The 16625-nt window shown below is 74.1% G+C and carries 15 protein-coding genes; 7 read left to right on the plus strand and 8 right to left on the minus strand.

Annotated features, from left to right (window positions below; all coding sequences use genetic code 11):
• Window positions 1–188: 188 nt before the first annotated feature.
• From AB0C99_RS24040 to AB0C99_RS24055, 4 genes are all read left to right on the plus strand, one after another.
• On the plus strand, window positions 189–1088 hold the full coding sequence (locus tag AB0C99_RS24040; protein WP_362478505.1) for a class I SAM-dependent methyltransferase: 900 nt from the start codon (window positions 189–191) through the stop codon (window positions 1086–1088).
• A 117-nt stretch (window positions 1089–1205) separates the two neighbouring features.
• Window positions 1206–1646: a transcriptional repressor gene (locus AB0C99_RS24045; protein ID WP_362478507.1), complete on the plus strand. Its 441-nt coding sequence runs from the start codon at window positions 1206–1208 to the stop codon at window positions 1644–1646.
• Between the two features lie 97 nt (window positions 1647–1743).
• Window positions 1744–2781, plus strand: a complete 1038-nt coding sequence (locus tag AB0C99_RS24050; protein WP_362478509.1) for a helix-turn-helix domain-containing protein — start codon at window positions 1744–1746, stop codon at window positions 2779–2781.
• 56 nt (window positions 2782–2837) lie between these two features.
• Window positions 2838–3890: a helix-turn-helix domain-containing protein gene (locus AB0C99_RS24055; protein ID WP_362478511.1), complete on the plus strand. Its 1053-nt coding sequence runs from the start codon at window positions 2838–2840 to the stop codon at window positions 3888–3890.
• A gap of 156 nt (window positions 3891–4046) precedes the next feature.
• Here AB0C99_RS24055 and AB0C99_RS24060 read toward each other — a convergent pair whose 3' ends face one another.
• From AB0C99_RS24060 to asnB, 6 genes are all read right to left on the minus strand, one after another.
• Window positions 4047–4247: a hypothetical protein gene (locus AB0C99_RS24060; RefSeq protein ID WP_362478513.1), complete on the minus strand. Its 201-nt coding sequence runs from the start codon at window positions 4245–4247 to the stop codon at window positions 4047–4049.
• 218 nt (window positions 4248–4465) lie between these two features.
• Window positions 4466–5764 carry a D-inositol-3-phosphate glycosyltransferase gene (gene mshA, locus AB0C99_RS24065; protein WP_362478597.1) on the minus strand — a complete coding sequence of 433 codons (1299 nt, stop codon included), beginning with the start codon at window positions 5762–5764 and terminating at the stop codon, window positions 4466–4468.
• A gap of 233 nt (window positions 5765–5997) precedes the next feature.
• On the minus strand, window positions 5998–7563 hold the full coding sequence (locus AB0C99_RS24070; protein WP_362478515.1) for a class I tRNA ligase family protein: 1566 nt from the start codon (window positions 7561–7563) through the stop codon (window positions 5998–6000).
• A gap of 45 nt (window positions 7564–7608) precedes the next feature.
• Window positions 7609–8346, minus strand: a complete 738-nt coding sequence (locus AB0C99_RS24075) for an SDR family oxidoreductase (RefSeq protein ID WP_362478518.1) — start codon at window positions 8344–8346, stop codon at window positions 7609–7611.
• 128 nt (window positions 8347–8474) lie between these two features.
• Window positions 8475–9497, minus strand: coding sequence for a hypothetical protein (locus AB0C99_RS24080; RefSeq protein WP_362478521.1), 1023 nt, complete (start codon window positions 9495–9497; stop codon window positions 8475–8477).
• 58 nt (window positions 9498–9555) lie between these two features.
• The gene (gene asnB / locus AB0C99_RS24085; RefSeq protein WP_362478522.1) at window positions 9556–11361 is read right to left on the minus strand and encodes an asparagine synthase (glutamine-hydrolyzing); all 1806 of its coding nucleotides are present in this window, start codon (window positions 11359–11361) and stop codon (window positions 9556–9558) included.
• A 166-nt stretch (window positions 11362–11527) separates the two neighbouring features.
• On the opposite strand from asnB, the gene AB0C99_RS24090 reads away from it, so the two are divergent.
• The 3 genes from AB0C99_RS24090 (at window position 11528) to AB0C99_RS24100 (ending at window position 14261) form a co-directional block, all read left to right on the plus strand.
• Window positions 11528–12271, plus strand: a complete 744-nt coding sequence (locus tag AB0C99_RS24090) for a PIG-L deacetylase family protein (protein ID WP_362478525.1) — start codon at window positions 11528–11530, stop codon at window positions 12269–12271.
• 170 nt (window positions 12272–12441) lie between these two features.
• Window positions 12442–13116 carry a HEAT repeat domain-containing protein gene (locus AB0C99_RS24095; protein WP_362478527.1) on the plus strand — a complete coding sequence of 225 codons (675 nt, stop codon included), beginning with the start codon at window positions 12442–12444 and terminating at the stop codon, window positions 13114–13116.
• 2 nt (window positions 13117–13118) lie between these two features.
• Window positions 13119–14261 carry a HEAT repeat domain-containing protein gene (locus tag AB0C99_RS24100; protein ID WP_362478530.1) on the plus strand — a complete coding sequence of 381 codons (1143 nt, stop codon included), beginning with the start codon at window positions 13119–13121 and terminating at the stop codon, window positions 14259–14261.
• A gap of 80 nt (window positions 14262–14341) precedes the next feature.
• Here AB0C99_RS24100 and AB0C99_RS24105 read toward each other — a convergent pair whose 3' ends face one another.
• Window positions 14342–15400, minus strand: a complete 1059-nt coding sequence (locus AB0C99_RS24105; RefSeq protein ID WP_362478533.1) for a hemopexin repeat-containing protein — start codon at window positions 15398–15400, stop codon at window positions 14342–14344.
• The gene (locus AB0C99_RS24110; RefSeq protein WP_362478536.1) at window positions 15397–16437 is read right to left on the minus strand and encodes a squalene/phytoene synthase family protein; all 1041 of its coding nucleotides are present in this window, start codon (window positions 16435–16437) and stop codon (window positions 15397–15399) included. The genes AB0C99_RS24105 and AB0C99_RS24110 overlap by 4 nt, the downstream gene beginning before the upstream one ends.
• Window positions 16438–16625 lie beyond the last annotated feature (188 nt).

The raw sequence follows: 16625 nt of genomic DNA on the forward strand, positions 1-16625 counted from the left end.
GCGTTCGTGGCAGACACACGCCATCGCGTGTTCACGCCCCCGTATCCGCTGGAATCCGGCCTCCGTCCCCGGTCAGGATGGAGCACAGCGGCGCGGACCCGGCGGCACGGGAACTCGCCCGGACGGCATGGACCGAGCGAGCCCCTGGAGGAGCGATGCACACACCGAGCGGCACTTCCCTGCCCGCTGTGCCCGCAGCGCTCGCGCCGGTCCTGCCGTCCCGATACGCCCACTCCGGCACCCCGGTCGGGACGCTCGACGCGCTCGGCCCCCTGGAACTGCCCGCCCCCGGCGCCGGCATCCGGATCAAGTCCGACACCCTTCCCGGACTCGAATCGGTCTCCCCCGGCGACGAGGACTCGGTCTGGCTCCACGACGCGCTCCTCGGCCCGCACAGCGCCGACATCGTCCGGTACCTCAGCCTCGCCCGGTCCACCGGCGGCCCCGTCCTCGACCTCGGCTCCGGCGCCGGACGGCTCGCCGTCCCCTTCGCCCGGCACGGCTTCGCCGTGCAGGCCGTGGACCGGGACGGCCCCGCCCTGGAACGCCTCGAGTCCTGGGCCCGGCGGATCGGCCCGCAGGTCGCCGAGCTGATCGTGACCACCCGGGCCGACCTCACCGAGCTGCGGCTCGACGGCGACTACCGGCTGGCCCTGCTGGCCGGCGCGATGGTCTCCGCCGTACCGCCCCGCGCACGGCCCCGGCTGCTGCGCGAGATCGCCTCGCACCTGGGGGCGGGCGGAGCGCTCGCGCTCGACTACACGGCGCACCAGGTGCCGGGACTGATCGCCGAGCCGCAGCGGACCTGGGCCTTCCAGGTCCCCCGGTTCGACGGGATCGACGAGTGGGTGGTGGCCCGGCAGGTCTTCGACCTGCGCGCGATGAGCGAGCGGATCACCTACTACTCGGCGCGCACCGGCAAGCTCTCCACCGAGCGGGTCGTGCTCACCACCGACAAGTGGATCGTGGACGGCGAGCACCTGGCCGCCGAGCTCCACTCGGCCGGGCTGCACATCGAGGGCCGGCGGCGGCAGCGGATCGACGAGCGGACCGAGAGCGTGCTCCTGGTCTGCCGGACGGACGACTGACCGGCCGGCGCCGGGGCGCGGCGCCGGGACCGACCCGGCGGGGACACTGACGACAAGGACGGCCAAGAGGTACGATGCCCACAAAGGTTTGGGCCGACCAGGTGGCGGGCGGAGAAGATGGCAGTCGTGGAAGAGCTGACGGGCCGCGAGGCGGTGATCCAGCGCCTGCGCGACGTCGGGCTGCGGGTCACCGGACCGCGTCTTGAGGTGCTCACCGTGCTCGCCGCCGGCGGCCATCTGGACGTCGAGGCGATCACCGCGACCGCCCGCGAGCGGCTGGGCACGCTGACCAGCCAGGCCGTGTACGAGATGCTGCGCCACTTCCAGGAGACGGGCCTGGTCAGCAAGTTCGACCGGCCCGGACTCCCGGCCGTCTTCGAGGTCTCGGGCCCCGCGCACCAGCACGCCCTGTGCGTGGAGTGCGGCCGGGTGGAGAACGTGGACGCGACCGCCCCCGCCCCGCCGCGCGGCAGCCTGCCGCGGTGGCGGATGAGCGACGCCGAGGTGGTCTTCAAGGGACTTTGCCCCGACTGCGCCGAAGAGCACCGTTCGCGCTGAAAGCGCTTGAACACCGTGCGTCGCGTTCGAATTTGTGGCAGGGTCGAGCGGGGCGTTTCAACGGGATCCGCGCGATCCGAGGGGAGTCTGCTGCGCCGTGTCCAAGAACGCCGCCGGAGCGCGTGCGGGAAGCGAACAGGCCCTCACTCTCTACCAGGCACTTCGCGCCACGCCGGCCGATCCCTTCGAGCTCGTCGCCCGCCGTCTCGACCTGTCCGAGGCCGAGCGTGAGCGCTGCCGGGACGAGCTCATAGCCCTCGGGCTGCTCGACCACGGGCACATCACCCCCGAGCGGCCCGCCCCCGTCGTCGTCGCCCCCGACGTCGCCCTGCTCCACCTGCTCCAGCACGAGCGGGACCGGCTGGAGAGCCGGCTGGCCGAGACCAGCCGGGCGCACACCACCCTGGAGACGCTCGCCGGACCGTTTCTGCGGGCGGGTCTCGAACCGGGTTCCGAGGTCGAGGTGGAGATCGTCGACGATCCCGCGCAGATCCGCCGGGAGCTCGCCGACCTGACGGAATCGGTCACCGACTCCGTGCATTCCATGCTGACCGGCGCGGTCCGCCGCGAGGAGATGGCCCTGGAGCTGGAGTGGGACCGCCGCCGGGTCGACCGCGGGGTGCGCGTCCACGCCATGTACAGCCAACGGGTCGGCGCCGTCCCCGAGATGGTGCAGCACCTCGCCGCCCGTACCGCGCTAGGTGTGGAGGTCCGCCTCTCCCCCGTCGTCCCCATGAACATGGTCCTCGCCGACGAGAACTTCGCCCTGCTGCCCACCGATCCGCACGACCCCGACTCGGCCGCCATCCTGGCCCGCGGCCCCGGTCTGGTGCGCTCCTACCGCGCGCTGTACGGCTACTGCTGGGCCGCCGCCACCCCGTACGGCCACGAGGAGCCGGCCGGTCACGGCGGCGGCGACGGCCTGTCCGAGCAGCAGCGGGCCGCGCTGCGGATGCTCGCCTCGGGCATCAAGGACGAGCAGGTGGCCCGCAACCTCGGGGTCTCGCTGCGCACGGTGAGCCGGCTGATCTCCGAGGTGATGCAGGAACTGGACGCCGCCAGCCGCTTCGAGGCGGGGGTGAAGGCCGCCCGGATGGGCCTCTTGGACGGCGAGACGAGCGGACACACCGCGTAGCCTGGACGGTCCGGACGATCGATTGCGCGACGCTGACGACAGGGGGGTGCATCGCCATGACGGCGGGCGGCGGTACGGAGGGCCGGACGACCACCGGCCAGATGGTGACCCTCTATCAGGAGCTGCGCAGGCGGGGGGCGTCGAGCTTCACGGAGGCGGCCGGGGCATTAGGTCTGGCGCCCGAGGAGTACGAGCGATGTAGGGCCGAACTGATCGCCCTGGGCCTGATCGTGCCCACCAGCAGTACCCACGCGACCGTGACCGACGTGCGGGACGCGGCCTGGCGGCCGGACGCCGACACCGTGGCCTCGGTGGCCCCGGAGATCGCCCTGCTGAGACTCCTGGACCGGGAGCGGGCCCGGCTGCGGGAGCACCTGGCCGAGGCGGACCGGGCGTTCTGCACCCTGGAGACCCTCGCCGGCACCTTTCTGCGGGCCAGCGCCCTGGCGGGCTCCGAGGTCGAGGTCGAGGCGCTGACCGACTACCGCAGGATCCAGCAGACGCTGGAGGACATCACCGACGTGATCCAGGAGAGTTCCGCCTCGATGCACCCGGGCGGCCCGAGCCGCCAGGCGCAGGCGCGGACCCTGGACCGGGACCGGCGGCAGCTGGAGAACGGGGTGCGGGTCCGCGCCATCTACTCCCGCGCGCACGCCGACCGCCCCGAGGTGGCGGAACTGCTGCGGATGCGCAGCGAGATGGGCGTGGAGATCAAGGTCGCCCGCGCGGTGCCGATGAACATGGTGATCGCCGACCAGCAGTACGCGCTGCTGCCGATCCGGCCCGAGGACGGGCGGGAGGGCGCCATCCTGGCCCGCGGCTCGGCCCTGGTCCGCTCCTACCTGGGCCTCTACGAGCACTGCTGGCACACGGCGGCGCCGTACGGGGACGAGACCTCGGTGGAGCGGGGCGGCGACGGCCTCTCGGAGCAGCAGCGGGCCGCGCTCCAGATGCTGGCGACCGGGATGAAGGACGAGAAGATCGCGCGGAACCTGGGGGTCTCGCTGCGGACGGTGAGCCGGATGCTCTCCGAACTCATGCAGGAATTGGGGGCGTCGAGCCGCTTCGAGGCGGGTGTGCGGGCGGTCCGGCTCGGCTGGCTGGACTGAGGCGCGAAGACGACACGTATGGCGCCACGTATGACGACGGACATGACGACGGACATGACGGAATGAAAAACGGCGCGTAAAGGCCCCGCAATCGTGGCAGGTCGATTGCGGGGCCTTTATGTTGCCAAGGTTGCCGAATATCCGTCCGGCGGAACGTCAGTTGGTGGGCTTCGGGGTGGGGGTCGGGTCCACGAAGGGCCACTCGTTGGTGACGCCGGCGTTCTGCTGCTGCTGGGAAGCGGCGCCGTTGTCGGCGGTGGCCACGGCCGCACCGCCCGCGACGGCCAGACACGCGACCAGCGCGAGGGTGAGCTGGCGGACCGTCTTGCGCACACCGGCGTTCTGCTGAGCGGACATGATTTCCTCCAGGATTCAGAATGCGATTTTTGTTTTCTGGGGGCCCGTGCCGCCGGGCGCTCCCTGAAGACATCTCTATTCTGAACCGCCCCCGGAAGAGGATCCATAGATTGTCTGTGCGTGCACTCGCCATGGCGTGAGTGCGTCAATGCGCCACCGAATTAACGGAATTGGCCGATCCGGAGCGCCTCTAACCTTTGGTCGAACCAAAAGAGATGCTAGACTTGAACGACGGCCTTCTCGTTCCTCCAGGAGAGAGGGGCCGTCGGGGCAGGGGCGTGCCGCCGCCCTTGCCCCACCCCGCCCATCCGGTCGTACGCGCCCGCCCGCGCGTCCTCGTAGACGTCGATCGTCCGCGCGGCGGACGTGCGCCAGCTCATCCCCTGCGCGTGCCGGACCGCCGCCTGCCCCATCAGCTCCCGCGCCTGCGGATGCGCCGCCAGCCAGCGCAGCCGGCGGGCGTACTCCACCGGGTCGTGCCCGCGCACCAGCATCCCCGACACCCCGTCCCAGACCGCCGTCGGCAGCCCGCCGACCGCCGCCGCCAGCACCGGCGTGCCGCACGCCTGCGCCTCCAGCGCCACCAGCCCGAAGGACTCCGAGCGCGAGGGCACCACCAGCACGTCCGCCGCCCGGTACCACTCCGCCAGCCGCTCCTGCGGTACGGGCGGACACGCCTGGAGCACGTCCGCGACCCCCAGCTCCGCCGCCAGCCGCCACATCGAGCCCTCCCGGCCCGCCCCCGAGTGCCCGCCCACCACCGGCACCAGCAGCCGGCGGCGCAGCTCCGGCGCCATCGCGAGCAGCTCCGCGACGGCCCGCACCAGCACGTCCGGCCCCTTCAGCGGCTGGATCCGCCCCGCGTACAGCGGGATGAAGGCGTCCTTCGGCAGCCCGAGCCGCGCCCGCGCCGCCGCCCGCCCCGCGCCCGGCCCGAAGGTGCGCAGGTCCACGCCCGGCCGCACGATCTCGGTGCGCGGCGGCGCCGCCCCGTACAGGGAGCGCAGCGCCTCGGCCTCGTCGGCGGTGTTGGCGATCAGCCGGTCGGCGTCGCCCACCACCTGCCGCTCGCCGCGGATCCGCAGCTCGGGCTCGGGGCTGTCGCCCTCGGCGAGGTGGGCGTTCTTCACCAGGGCCAGGGTGTGCGCGGTGTGCACCAGCGGTATCCCCCAGCCGAAGGAGGCGATCCGGCCCGCCTGCCCGGACAGCCAGTAGTGCGAGTGGACCAGGTCGTACCGCTGCTTCTGCTTGAGCAGGGCCAGCGAGAACGGGACCACCAGGTCCGGCATGGCCTCCTTGGGCAGCGCCCGGCGCGGCCCCGCGCGCAGGTGGCGGACCCGGACGCCGGGCGCCAGGTCCTCCAGGGCGGGCCCGCCCTCGCCGCGGCAGCGGGTGAACAGGTCCACCTCCACGCCCTGTTCCGCGAGGGCGCGGGAGAGTTCGACCATGTAGACGTTCATGCCGCCGGCGTCCCCGGTTCCGGGCTGGTGGAGCGGGGAGGTGTGGACGCTGAGCATGGCGACGCGCAGGGACACGGGGGGCTCCTGTGGGGAGGGCCACGTGGTCCCTGCGCGTCGCGCGCACGGTCACGCGGCGGGGATGGGGACTGCGTTGCTCGTGTTCACGTGCTGAGGTGCGGGTAGTGCTGGTGGCGCGGGAGGTGCTGGTGGCGCGGGAGGTGCAGGGTTCCGAATTACTGAATTACTTAGCTGATTAGTAGTCGTGGGCGCAGGAATCCGACGCGAGTTCGTCAGAATCCGAAGACCGGTCCGGACGGCGGAGCCAGTCTGGTGCCCGGCAGCGGGGCGATCAGCGCCGACCAGTCCACCGGCCGGCCCGCCGCCACCTGGAGCGCCGACGCCAGCCGGTCCGCGCCCTCCGGCATCACCGGCCGCGCCCACGCCGACAGTGCCGAGGCCACCGCCAACTGCGCGGCGAGCGAGGGCAGATGACGGCAGGAGTTGGTGGGCCGACAGCGCTCGTGGGCGTTCACGTAGCCGAAGTCGGCGACGGAGCGGACCATCTCGTCGAGCACCGCCACCGCCCGGCGCGGGTCGAAGGCGTCGGGGCCGTACGCCTCGCGCAGGTCGTCCACGCCCCGGTGCAGCCGCCGCTCCAGGATGTCCCAGCCGGTGCCGCCGGGCATCGCCTGCGGGGCGAGCCCGTCGCACTCCTCGCGGACGGACGCGAACAGCCGGGCCAGCCAGCTGTTCCAGTTCTCGTCGAGCTCCATGCGCGCGGCGGCCAGCCGGTCGCGCTGGAACACGGTCCGCCGCCCGGTCGGGCGGGCCTGGAGCACGTGCCGGCGCAGGGTGTCGGAGCCGTACTCGGTGAGCAGGTCCAGCGCCCACACGTTGCCCTCGCGGACGCCCTCCTCCACCACGTACGACTCGTTGACGTTGAACTCCTGCGGCAGCTTCACGTCCTGCGCGAGCAGCAGCACGGGCAGCAGCACCGCGTGGCAGAAGGCGTGCCCGAAGCCGCAGAAGTGGATGGTGCGGCGGGGCAGCGGGCCCTTGGTGTCGTAGCCGAACAGGTGCATCGCGGCGGCCTCGAAGCAGCCGTCGATGCGGTGGTCCGGGAAGCCCTCCACCGGCACCGGCAGGCCCCAGTCGGCGGGGTGGCCGACCGCGATGTCCGGCAGCCCGTCCTCCACCAGCGACTCGCACAGCGCGGCGAGCCTCGGCGGCAGTCCGGCCGCCGCCCAGTACTCGGCGAGCGTCTCCCGGAACGGCTCCAGGGGCACGTACAGCCGGCGGCAGCGCTTGGCCTGCGCCGGGGTGTCGCACAGCGAGCAGCGCGGCGAGATCAGGTCGCCGCCGTCGTTGGGGCGGGCGCACTCGTGGCACATGCCGCCGTCGCTGGTGGCCCCGCAGTGCGGGCAGCTTCCGGTGACGTGCGCCCCGTACAGCCAGCGCTCGCACGGCTCGCAGTAGGGCAGCAGCCGGGTGCGCGGGGCGATGACGCCCTGCGCGTACAGGCGGCTGAACAGCTCCTGCACCCAGCGGGCGTAGCCGCGGTCCTTGCGGGGCCGGACGATGTGGTCGAACTCGACGCCGGACCGCAGCCAGTCCGCGGTGATCGCCGCCCGGTAGCCCTCGGCGACCTCCTCGGGCTTGCGGTTGTGGCGCAGCGCTCTGACCTCGACCGAGCTCGCGTGGTCGGCGGTCCCGGTGGTGAACCGCACCGGCTCGCCCTCGGCCCGCAGATAGCGGGTGAGGACGTCCGCCGCGACATACGGACCGGCGAGGTGTCCGATGTGCAGTTCGCCATGGGTGGCCGGAGGGGTCGCGGTGATCCAGACAGGGGTGCTCATGGGACCTCCTTGACGCTGTGGTGCGGTGAGCTGCGGGAGCTCGGGTCAGCGGGGTTCGAAGTGGAAGGAGCGGATGAAGCAGTCGCGCGGCTGCTCGACGGCGTAGACGATGCACTCGAAGAGCGCCTGGGTGGTGAGCTTCTCGTCGGGCGCTATCCCGTCCGGGTTCAGCCCGTCCCACTCCGCGAAGCGCGGGTCGGAGGTCGAGAAGTCCGGCGGGTAGAGCGAGAACACCCGGACCCCGGAGGGCCGCAGGCGCCGGGAGAGGATGTCGGCGAAGCCGGCCTGCGCGCTCTTCGCCGCCCAGAACGCCTCGTGGGCGGCGCCCGCCGAGGCGCCCTCGGCGTCGCGCACGGCGACCATGTTGACGATGTCGGGGCGCAGCGAGCCGCGCAGCAGCGGCAGGAAGTGCTTCACCATCAGGACGGTGCCGCCGGCCGTCGACTCGATCGTCTCGACGATCGCGTCGTCGCTGGCCGCCTCCAGGTCCATGCCGTCCAGCCAGCGCGCCCCGTTGTTGACCAACAGGTCGACGCGGTCGGTGCGTTCGCCGACCCGGGCGGCGAACTCCCGGATCTCGGCGGGCCGGCTGAGGTCACAGCCGAAGGCGTGAATGCGGTCACGGGCGGAGCCCATGACTTCGGTACGGGTGCGCTCGGCGGCCTCGACGGTGCGGGCCGACACATAGACCTCGGCTCCGAGGTGCGCGAACCCGACGGCGAGCGCACGGCCGAAATAGCGGGACGCCCCGGTCACGACGACACGCAGATTCTCGAATTTCATGTGTGTCTGCTCTCCCCACGGATACGCCACGGATACGCACGGACCACGGCTCGGTACACGGCGATCGCCGGTTGCCCTTCAGCGTGGCAGAGGTTTCCGGGGCGCCGCCCGTTCGGCGGGGTGCGCGTTCACGCCGTTGCGTGGATACGCCAGGGGAGCTCGATCCGGTCGAGCACGCGGGCCCGTTTGTGGTGCACGCCGACCCGGTCGGGGCCGGTGGAGACGGTGACGGTGCCGCCCGGCGTGCTCACCGTACCGCCCGCGTCACCGGGCACGACGGTGCCGTCGAGGGCCGCGGCGGCGGCGAGCGCGGCGGCGCCGGTGAGGGCGAGGCGGGGGTGCCAGCCGCCGACGGTGAGGGCCCGCACGGACAGCCCCCCGCCGGGGGCGCGGCGGAAGGCGGCGATCTTCGGCAGCGGGGAGTGCGGGGCGTACCCGAGCAGCCGCGCGGCGGCGGCCCGCAGCTCCAGCAGGCGTTCCTTCGGGCGGTCGGGGTCCAGGTGGCTCGCGTCGACGAAGACGTACGGGTTGCCGTAGCTCACGAGGGAGACGGGGACGCCGAGGAGCAGCTCGGCGGGGCGGCCGGTGGGCAGGGTGCCGGGGGCGTCGGGCGCGCGCAGGAAGTGCAGCGTGTGCGCGCCGTCGCCGCCGGGCTCCTCGGTCACCCGGACGGTGTCGCCGGTGGTCAGGGCCCGTACGGTGACGGGCCCTGGCCGGCCCTCCGCGACGACGCAGGCGAGCAGCGAATGCCCGCACCCGGTACGGAAGTCGAAGCGCCCGTCGGGGAGGGCCTGCACGAACCGGTAGTCGAGGTCGGCGTCGCCGGGGCGGCCGGAGGGCCCGTACAGCGCGATCTTGTTGAGCGCGGCGTACGGGGTCGGGGCGAGCGCCCGGCGCAGCGCGGCGAGCTCCCGCCCGAGCCCGAGGGCGCCGGGCGGGAGCTGGTCGAGGCGGACGACGAGAGTGGGCCCGGGGGCGTCCTCGGCGCGGACGACGGTGACGGGGACGGGGGCGGGGGCGGGCCGTGCGGGGGCGGGCCGTAGGAGGGCTGGAGCGGGCTGCGCGGGGGCGGGAGCGGGCTGCGCGGGGGCGGGGATGCCTGCGGCCCGTACGGGTGCGCGTACGGGCCGGGTGGGCCGGGTGGGTGGCATGGGTCGGATGGGCGGGGTGGGTCGGATGGGTGGGATGGGTCCGGCGGGTGCCGGTGGGTCAGGCCGCACAGCCCACCGGGATCCGCATCCCCTGGACGACCTCCGTCCACAGCTCGTGCACCGCCAGCCCCCACAGCGCCATCGCCGCGAGCTGGTTGGGCCGCTCCAGGTGCCGTTCGAGCAGCCGCTGGACGCGGTCGGCGCGGACCTTGCCGCCGAGTACGAGCCGGGCCGGGGAGAGCAGTTCGCGGACCGTGTCGAGCAGCGGGCCGCCGGGCGCGATCATCGCGGCCACGGGCAGCGTGAACGGCTGCTTGGGCCGGTTGAGGACGGCCGCGGGCAGCAGCTCGGCCCCCGCCTCGTACAGCGCGGGCTTGCCGTGCCGGGCGGCGGCGGGCAGGGACCGGGCGTGGGTGACGACCCCGGGCTGGCAGAACGGCATCCGCGCCTCGACCGCCCACGCCATCGACAGGTGGTCGACCCGCCGCAGGTGGTAGGCGGGCAGCCGCCAGCGCGTCTCGAAGGCGCTGAGCGCGGTGACCCGGTCGCCGCCGGCCGCGTCGGCCGAGCGCAGCTCCTGCTCGATGCGGTCGGCGGCGGAGCCGTGGTCGGCGATGTAGGCGGCGTACGAGGAGGTGTACAGGTGCTCGCGGAGCAGCCGGGGCGCGGCGGACAGCGCGTCGGCGTAGGCGCCGGCCCAGTCGATGCCGGGCGGGGCGGTCAGGGCGGCGCGCATCCGGTCGTAGCCGCCGAAGAGCTCGTCGGCGCCGTCGCCGGTGAGCGCGACGGTGAAGCCGCTCTCGCGGACGGCGCGGAAGAGCGCGTACGTGGAGAGGGCGATCGGGTCCGCGTTGGGCTGCCCGAGGTGGCGGACGGTGCGGGTGAGCAGCGAGGGGATCTCGTCGGGGTCGACGACGACCTCGTGGTGCACGGTCCGGGCCCGGCGGGCGACGGAACGGGCGTACGCGGCCTCGGAGTCGGGCCACTTGCCCCGGTAGGTGAGGTGGAAGGTGTGCAGCGGCGGGGCGTCGGTCTCGCGGGCGTGCTCGGCGGCGAGCGCGGTGATCAGGCCCGAGTCGAGCCCGCCGCTGGTGACGGCGCAGACCGGCACGTCGGCGGTGGCGAGCCGGCGCACCTCGTGGCGCAGCACGTCCTGGGTGTCGCCGAGCGGGCGGGCGGCGTGCGCGGGGCGGCGGCGGACGACGGGGGCGTGGCCGGGCCGGACGAGGGCGGTGGCGCCGGGGGGCAGCACCTCGATGCCGTCGAGGGCGGTGCGGGAGGAGAAGGAGGTGCGGGTGGCGAGGACGGTGTCGAGGGCGTCCTCGCGCGGGGCGATCCGTACGCCCTCGAAGGCGAGCAGCGCGGGGATCTCGGAGGCGAAGCGGGTGGAGCCGTCGTACGGGTCGTGGTGCAGGTGGATCGGCTTCATGCCCATGTCGTCGACGGCGAGGACGAGTTGGGCGCGGGCGGGGCGCAGGTCGAGGACCGCGACGGCGAACATGCCGTCGAGGTGCTCGGCGAAGGCGGGCCCGTACTCGGCGTAGAGCGCGGGCAGCAGGGTGCCGTCGCAGCGGTCGGGGAAGCGGTGGCCGCGCGCGGCGAGGCGGCGGCGGAGCTCGGTGTGGTTGTAGATCTCGCCGTTGAGCACGGCGAGGATGCCGGGCAGGTGGGGCAGCCGGTAGGGCTGCCGCCCGCCGCAGGGGTCGGTCACGGCGAGCCGGTCGCAGCCGAGCGACCAGCCCGGGCCGCTGAGGACCTGGTGCTCGTCGGGGCCGCCGTGCCGCTGCCGGGCCGAGACCGCCGCGAGTTCGGCGGGGTCGGGACGCGCCGCACCCGCGGCGATGGTGCCGAGGATCCTGCACATTGCCGGTCGCCTCCGGATCTCTCTGACTCTCTCTACCAGTCTCTGTCCACGTGGAACACCCAATGATTTGAATCTACCAACTTTTTGAATGGCGCGTAAGTGCCATGTCCTGTTCACGCCACGGCTTGGCCTTGCGACGCCCCCGCCGCACCAAGAGGCTGGCCACATGGAGGACTTCGCGACGACCGACCCGATCGCCCGCAGCGCACCGGCATCCCTGCTGGTGGTGGCGGCGCACCCGGACGACATCGAGTTCTGCGTCAGCGGCACCGTCATGCAGTGGATCGAACGCGGCACCCGCGTGACCTACTGCATCGTCACCGACGGCGGCGCGGGCGGTTACGACGAGGCGCTCCCCCGCCAGGCCATGGCGGACCTGCGCCGCGCGGAGCAGGTCCACTCGGCGAAACTCAGCGGCGTCGCCGACGTCCGCTTCCTCGGCTACCCCGACAGCTTCGTCGAGGCCACCGTCGACCTGCGCCGCGACCTGTGCCGGGTCATCCGCCAGGTGCGCCCGCAGCGCGCGATCATCCCGTCCCCCGAGATCAACTGGGCCCGCGTGGCGGACCTCCACCCCGACCACCGCGCGGTCGGCGACGCCTGTCTGCGCGCGATATACCCCGAGGCCCGCAACCCCTTCGCCCACCGCGAGCTGCTGAAGAACGAGGGCCTGGAGCCGTGGACGATCCACGAGCTCTGGCTGATGACGGGCCCGACCCCGAACCAGTACGTGGACGTCACCCCCGTCTTCGACCGCAAGGTCGAGGCCCTGCGCATCCACACCTCCCAGACGGCCCACTTCGACGACCTGTCGGGGCTGCTCCGCGACTGGCTCAGCGAACACGCGACGGCGGGCGGGCTGCCGGCGGGGCGGATGGCGGAGGCGTTCCAGATCGTGCATATCGACTGAGGCGGGGAGATCGGCTGAGCTGAGGACGGGGGTCCCCGTACGGGGTCCCGGTACGGGGTCCGGGAGCGCGGGGCCTGCGGCCCGGGAGCGCGAGTCCGGCGGTGGCCCGGGGGGCCTGGCCGCTCGGTTCGCTTGACCTTGACACGGTGACAAGCCCTTCACTGGCGCCCATGACCACCACCACGACCACCGCACGCGCCCGTGCCCGCGCCCTGGAGGGGCTCGCCCACGCCGACCCGTCCGTCCGCCTCCGGGCGGCCCTCGCCGTCGGCTCCGACCCGGCGCCCGGCTCCGTCGGGCCGCTCGTCGAGCGCTGCGCGACCGAGCCCGACTTCTCCGTGCGCGAGATGCTGACCTGGGCGCTCACCCGCCACACCCCCGCCGCCACGGTCCCGGCCCTCCTCCCCGAGCTCCGGTCCGCGCGGGGGCAGGCCCGGAGCCAGGCGCTGCACACCCTCTCCAAGATCGGTGACCGGGCGGCCTGGCCCGCGATCACGCCGGCCCTGCTCGCGGACCCCGACGACGAGGTGGCGCGGGCCGCCTGGCGGGCCGCCGTCGTCCTCGTACCGGAAGGTGCGGAGCCCGCCCTGGCCGTAGGGTTGGCGGCACAGCTCGGGCGCGGGCCGCGCGAGACGCGGCTCAGCCTCAGCCGGGCGCTGATCGCGCTCGGGGACGCCGCCCGGCCCGCCCTGGACGCGGCGGCGGACCACGCCGACCCGGAGGTCCGGGCGCACGCGCTCGCCACCGAGGTGCTGCGGCGGGACCCGGAGGCCGGGTTCGAGTTCGCCGTCGAGGAGGCGAAGCGGATCGTGGCCCTCGGCGGCGAGGACCGGGAAGGACGGTAGCGGTGCTGATCGGCGAGGTCGCGCGGCGGTCCGGGGTCAGCGCCCGGATGCTCCGGCACTACGAGTCGCTCGGCCTGATCCGCCCGACCGGGCGCGGCGGCACGGGCTACCGGGAGTACTCCGACGAGAACATCCGCCGCGTCTTCCACATCGAGAGCCTGCGCTCGCTCGGGCTGTCGCTGCGGGACGTCGGGCGGGCGCTGGACGACCCGGGCTTCGCGCCCGCCGAGCTCGTCGCCGGTCTCGTACGCCGCTCCCGCGAGCGCATCGCGGCGGAGACGGAGCTGCTGACGCGGCTGCGCCGGATCGACGCGGCGGAGCCGGCCGGTTGGGAGGAGGTCCTGCGGATCACGGCCCTGCTCCAGGGCCTGGGTTCGGCGAGCCCGGAGGTCCGGCAGCGCGCGGCCCTGTCGGCGTCGGCCGCCGCGCCCCTCTCCGACGAGGCGGGGGTGCCGGTGGAGGCGCTGGTGGAGGCGGTCCTGGGCGAGCCGGACCCGAGCGTGGCGGGGGCGCTGCGCTGGGCCCTCGCGCAGACCGGCCCCGAGGCGGGCCCGCTGCTGGCGGCGGGGCTGGACGCGGCGGACCCGGGGGTACGGGTCCGGGCGGTCCGCTCCCTGGCCGAGCTGCCGGACCCCGGGGCGACGGCGCTGCTGCGGGCGGCCCTCGGCCACGGGGACGCGGCGGTACGGGGCTACGCGGCGCTGGCGCTGGGCGCCCGGGGCGTGGCGGCGGCGGTGCCGCACCTGGTCGGGCTGGTGGCGGAAGGACGCCACGACGTGGAGGCGGCGGAGGCGCTGGGGTCACTGGCGGCCGACGACCCGGCCGAGGCGGACCGCATTGCGACCGCCCTGACCGAGCGGCTCACCGCCGCCAGGACGGGCGCCGACCCGGCGGCCCTGGCCTCCGCCGCCGCAGCCGCCGCTGACCCGGCCACGGCCGCCGCCTCCGCCACGACCGGTGCCCCGGCCACGGCCTCCGCCGCCACGGCTGCCGCCCCGGTCCGCCGCCGGATCACCCAGGCGCTCGCGGAGGTCCCGGGCCCCGTCGCGACCCGGGCGCTCGCGGAGCTGACGGGCGACGAGGACCGGGCGGTCGCGGCGACGGCGGCGTACGTACTGGGACTGCGGGAGGAGCGGCGGCCCTAGACCACGGCTGGTGCCGCCGCTGCCGATCCGGGTGATCCTGGCGATCCCGGCGATCCCAGTGATCCCAGTGATCCCGGCTGTCAGGTGATGGTCAGCTGCACGGTGACGCTGCCGTCGACCGCGTTCAGGACGTAGGAGCCGTTGCCGGTGAAGGGCTTCGAGCCGCGCGCGAGGTAGTCGTCGCCGTTCCAGGTGTCGTCCTCGTCGACGTAGGCGTTGACCGTGGCGATGTCGGCGGCGGGGAACGGCAGGTCGATGGCGTTGGTGAAGGTGGCGAGGGTGGGGGCTTCGCCGTTGCTGTTGTTGCGCTGGGTCCACAGCCGGAACTGGGTGCCGTCCTTGGTCTGGAGCCAGACCTTGCCGTACGGCTCGGGCACTCCGCCGTCGTCGCCGGGGTTGGCGAAGGTGAGGGTGTAGGTGGCGCGGGCGGCCTTGGGGCGGGCGGCCGGGGCCTGGTCCGTGGCGAAGGCGGTGCCCGCCAGCGGCTTGAACGCCTCCGCGATGGGCTGCGGGCCGGTGACCAGATCACCGGTCCGCTGCTCCAGCCGCACGTACTGGTCGCCCTTGAAGAAGTAGGCGTGGTACCTGAGTACGGCTCCCAAGGCGCCGCTCTCAAAGCGGCTGACGACCGCGTCGATGCCGTCGGCGAACCCGACCTGCTTCAGGACCGGCCAGCCCTCCGCGATGCTCTTGACCTCACCGGCCTTGCCCGCGTCCAGGTCGTAGCGGACGTACGAGTCGCCCTTGAAGAAGTAGATCAGCTCCCGCGAGCTCAGCTGGTTGCCTTCCGTGCGCCGTAAGGCGTCGTCGAAGCCGTCGCCGAACCCGACCCTCGCCAACTCCGGCCAGATCTGGCCGATCGAGGCCGGACCGGAGACGAGCTGGTTCGTGTCCCTGTCGTAGAGGGCGCACTGGTCGCCCGCGAACAGGTAGGCCGTGGTGCCCCACAGGTCGTGCTTCCAGTCGAGCGCGGCATCGACACCCTCGGCGAAGACGGTGCCCGCCAGACCGGGCAGCCGCGTGGCGGTGTCCTGGACCCCCGCGGGTGCCTTGTCGCCGTCGAAGTCGTAGGCCACGCACTGCCCCGCGCGGAAGAAGAAGACTTCCTGGGTGTGCGTGTTCAGCCCGGCCTGGATCACGTGTGCTCCTTGAGGGTCGTCGCTTGATCGACGGCCGAAGGCTCCCCTCCACTCCGGAGACCGCAAACAACACCCCGCCCACGTGACCGAAACAGGACCCCGCCGCCGGCAGCCCCTCCCGCCCCGGGCCGGCCCCGCCGACGCGGGTCCCTACCGCACCCGCCGCACCGCCTCCCTGAGCAGCAGCCGGGCGGCGGCCGGGGCCGGGGGCCCGAGGGGCGGAGGGACAGGGAGGCGCCCGCGTGGCGGACGGCGTCGAGGCGCAGGCGCTGGACGCCTACGAGGGCGCGGACGAAGGGGCGGTACGGCGGGGCCACCAGGGTCGGCAGCGGGGCGGCTGCCGCGAGGTCGGCGGCGGCGCGGTCGGCCTGTTCCGCGACGAGCGCGGCGAGTCCGGGGCCGGGCCGGGTGAGGTCGGCGCCGTGGCGGGCCACCGCGTCGGCGGGGACGCCGGGGCGGCCCGCCCGTACGTCCTCCGCCAGGTCCTCCAGGAAGTCGACGCGCTGCATGGAGCGGATCAGCAGGTGGCAGCCCTCCGTGAACGCCGCCCGCGTCGGGGCGTCCTCGGGGGCCAGCAGCCCGGCCGTCAGCAGCAGCGCGGGCAGCGAGTACTCCCGTACGTACAGCCGCAGTTCCTCGTCGTCGGCGATCGTGCGCCAGGCGACCTCCCGCGCGCAGCCCCGCATGAAGTCGTCCACGTGGCCGCGCAGGGCGGGGTGGTGCTCGGCGGTGTGCGCGAGGGAGCGCAGGACGGGCAGGTCGGAATCGCCTTCGGCGAGGGCCTTGCGGACGAGGCCGTCCCACGCGGTGAGCGCCGCCGCCCGTTCCTCCGGCGTACCCCGGTCTATTCGGTCGTCGGTGTCGTGCATGAACGCGACGGCGGCCACGACGTGCGGCAGCATCCCGGCGGGGAGCAGCAGCCGCGCCGCCGCGTACTCGGCCGTCGCGAACTTCCTTACCGCGCGCCGCTGTTCACCGTAGTCCCGCCGGAGCCGCGCGTCCCGCACCCCGGCCCGGTCGAGGGCCCGCTTCCACATGCCGCTCTCCTGAACCTGAACCTGAACCTGAACCCGAAGTCGTCGCCGCCCTGGAGCCTACGGGCCGGGGCCCGGCCCTCCTCCGGCCGGGGCCCGGGGCGTCGGCGGATCACGCTAGGCGGCACTCGGGGGCGGGAGTTGCGCGTCCGCGCACGGGCCCGCGTCCCGGGGCGCACGGCCGCCGGGGC

The organism is Streptomyces sp. NPDC048659 (genome assembly GCF_040650575.1).
In the GTDB taxonomy this organism is placed as follows: domain Bacteria; phylum Actinomycetota; class Actinomycetes; order Streptomycetales; family Streptomycetaceae; genus Streptomyces.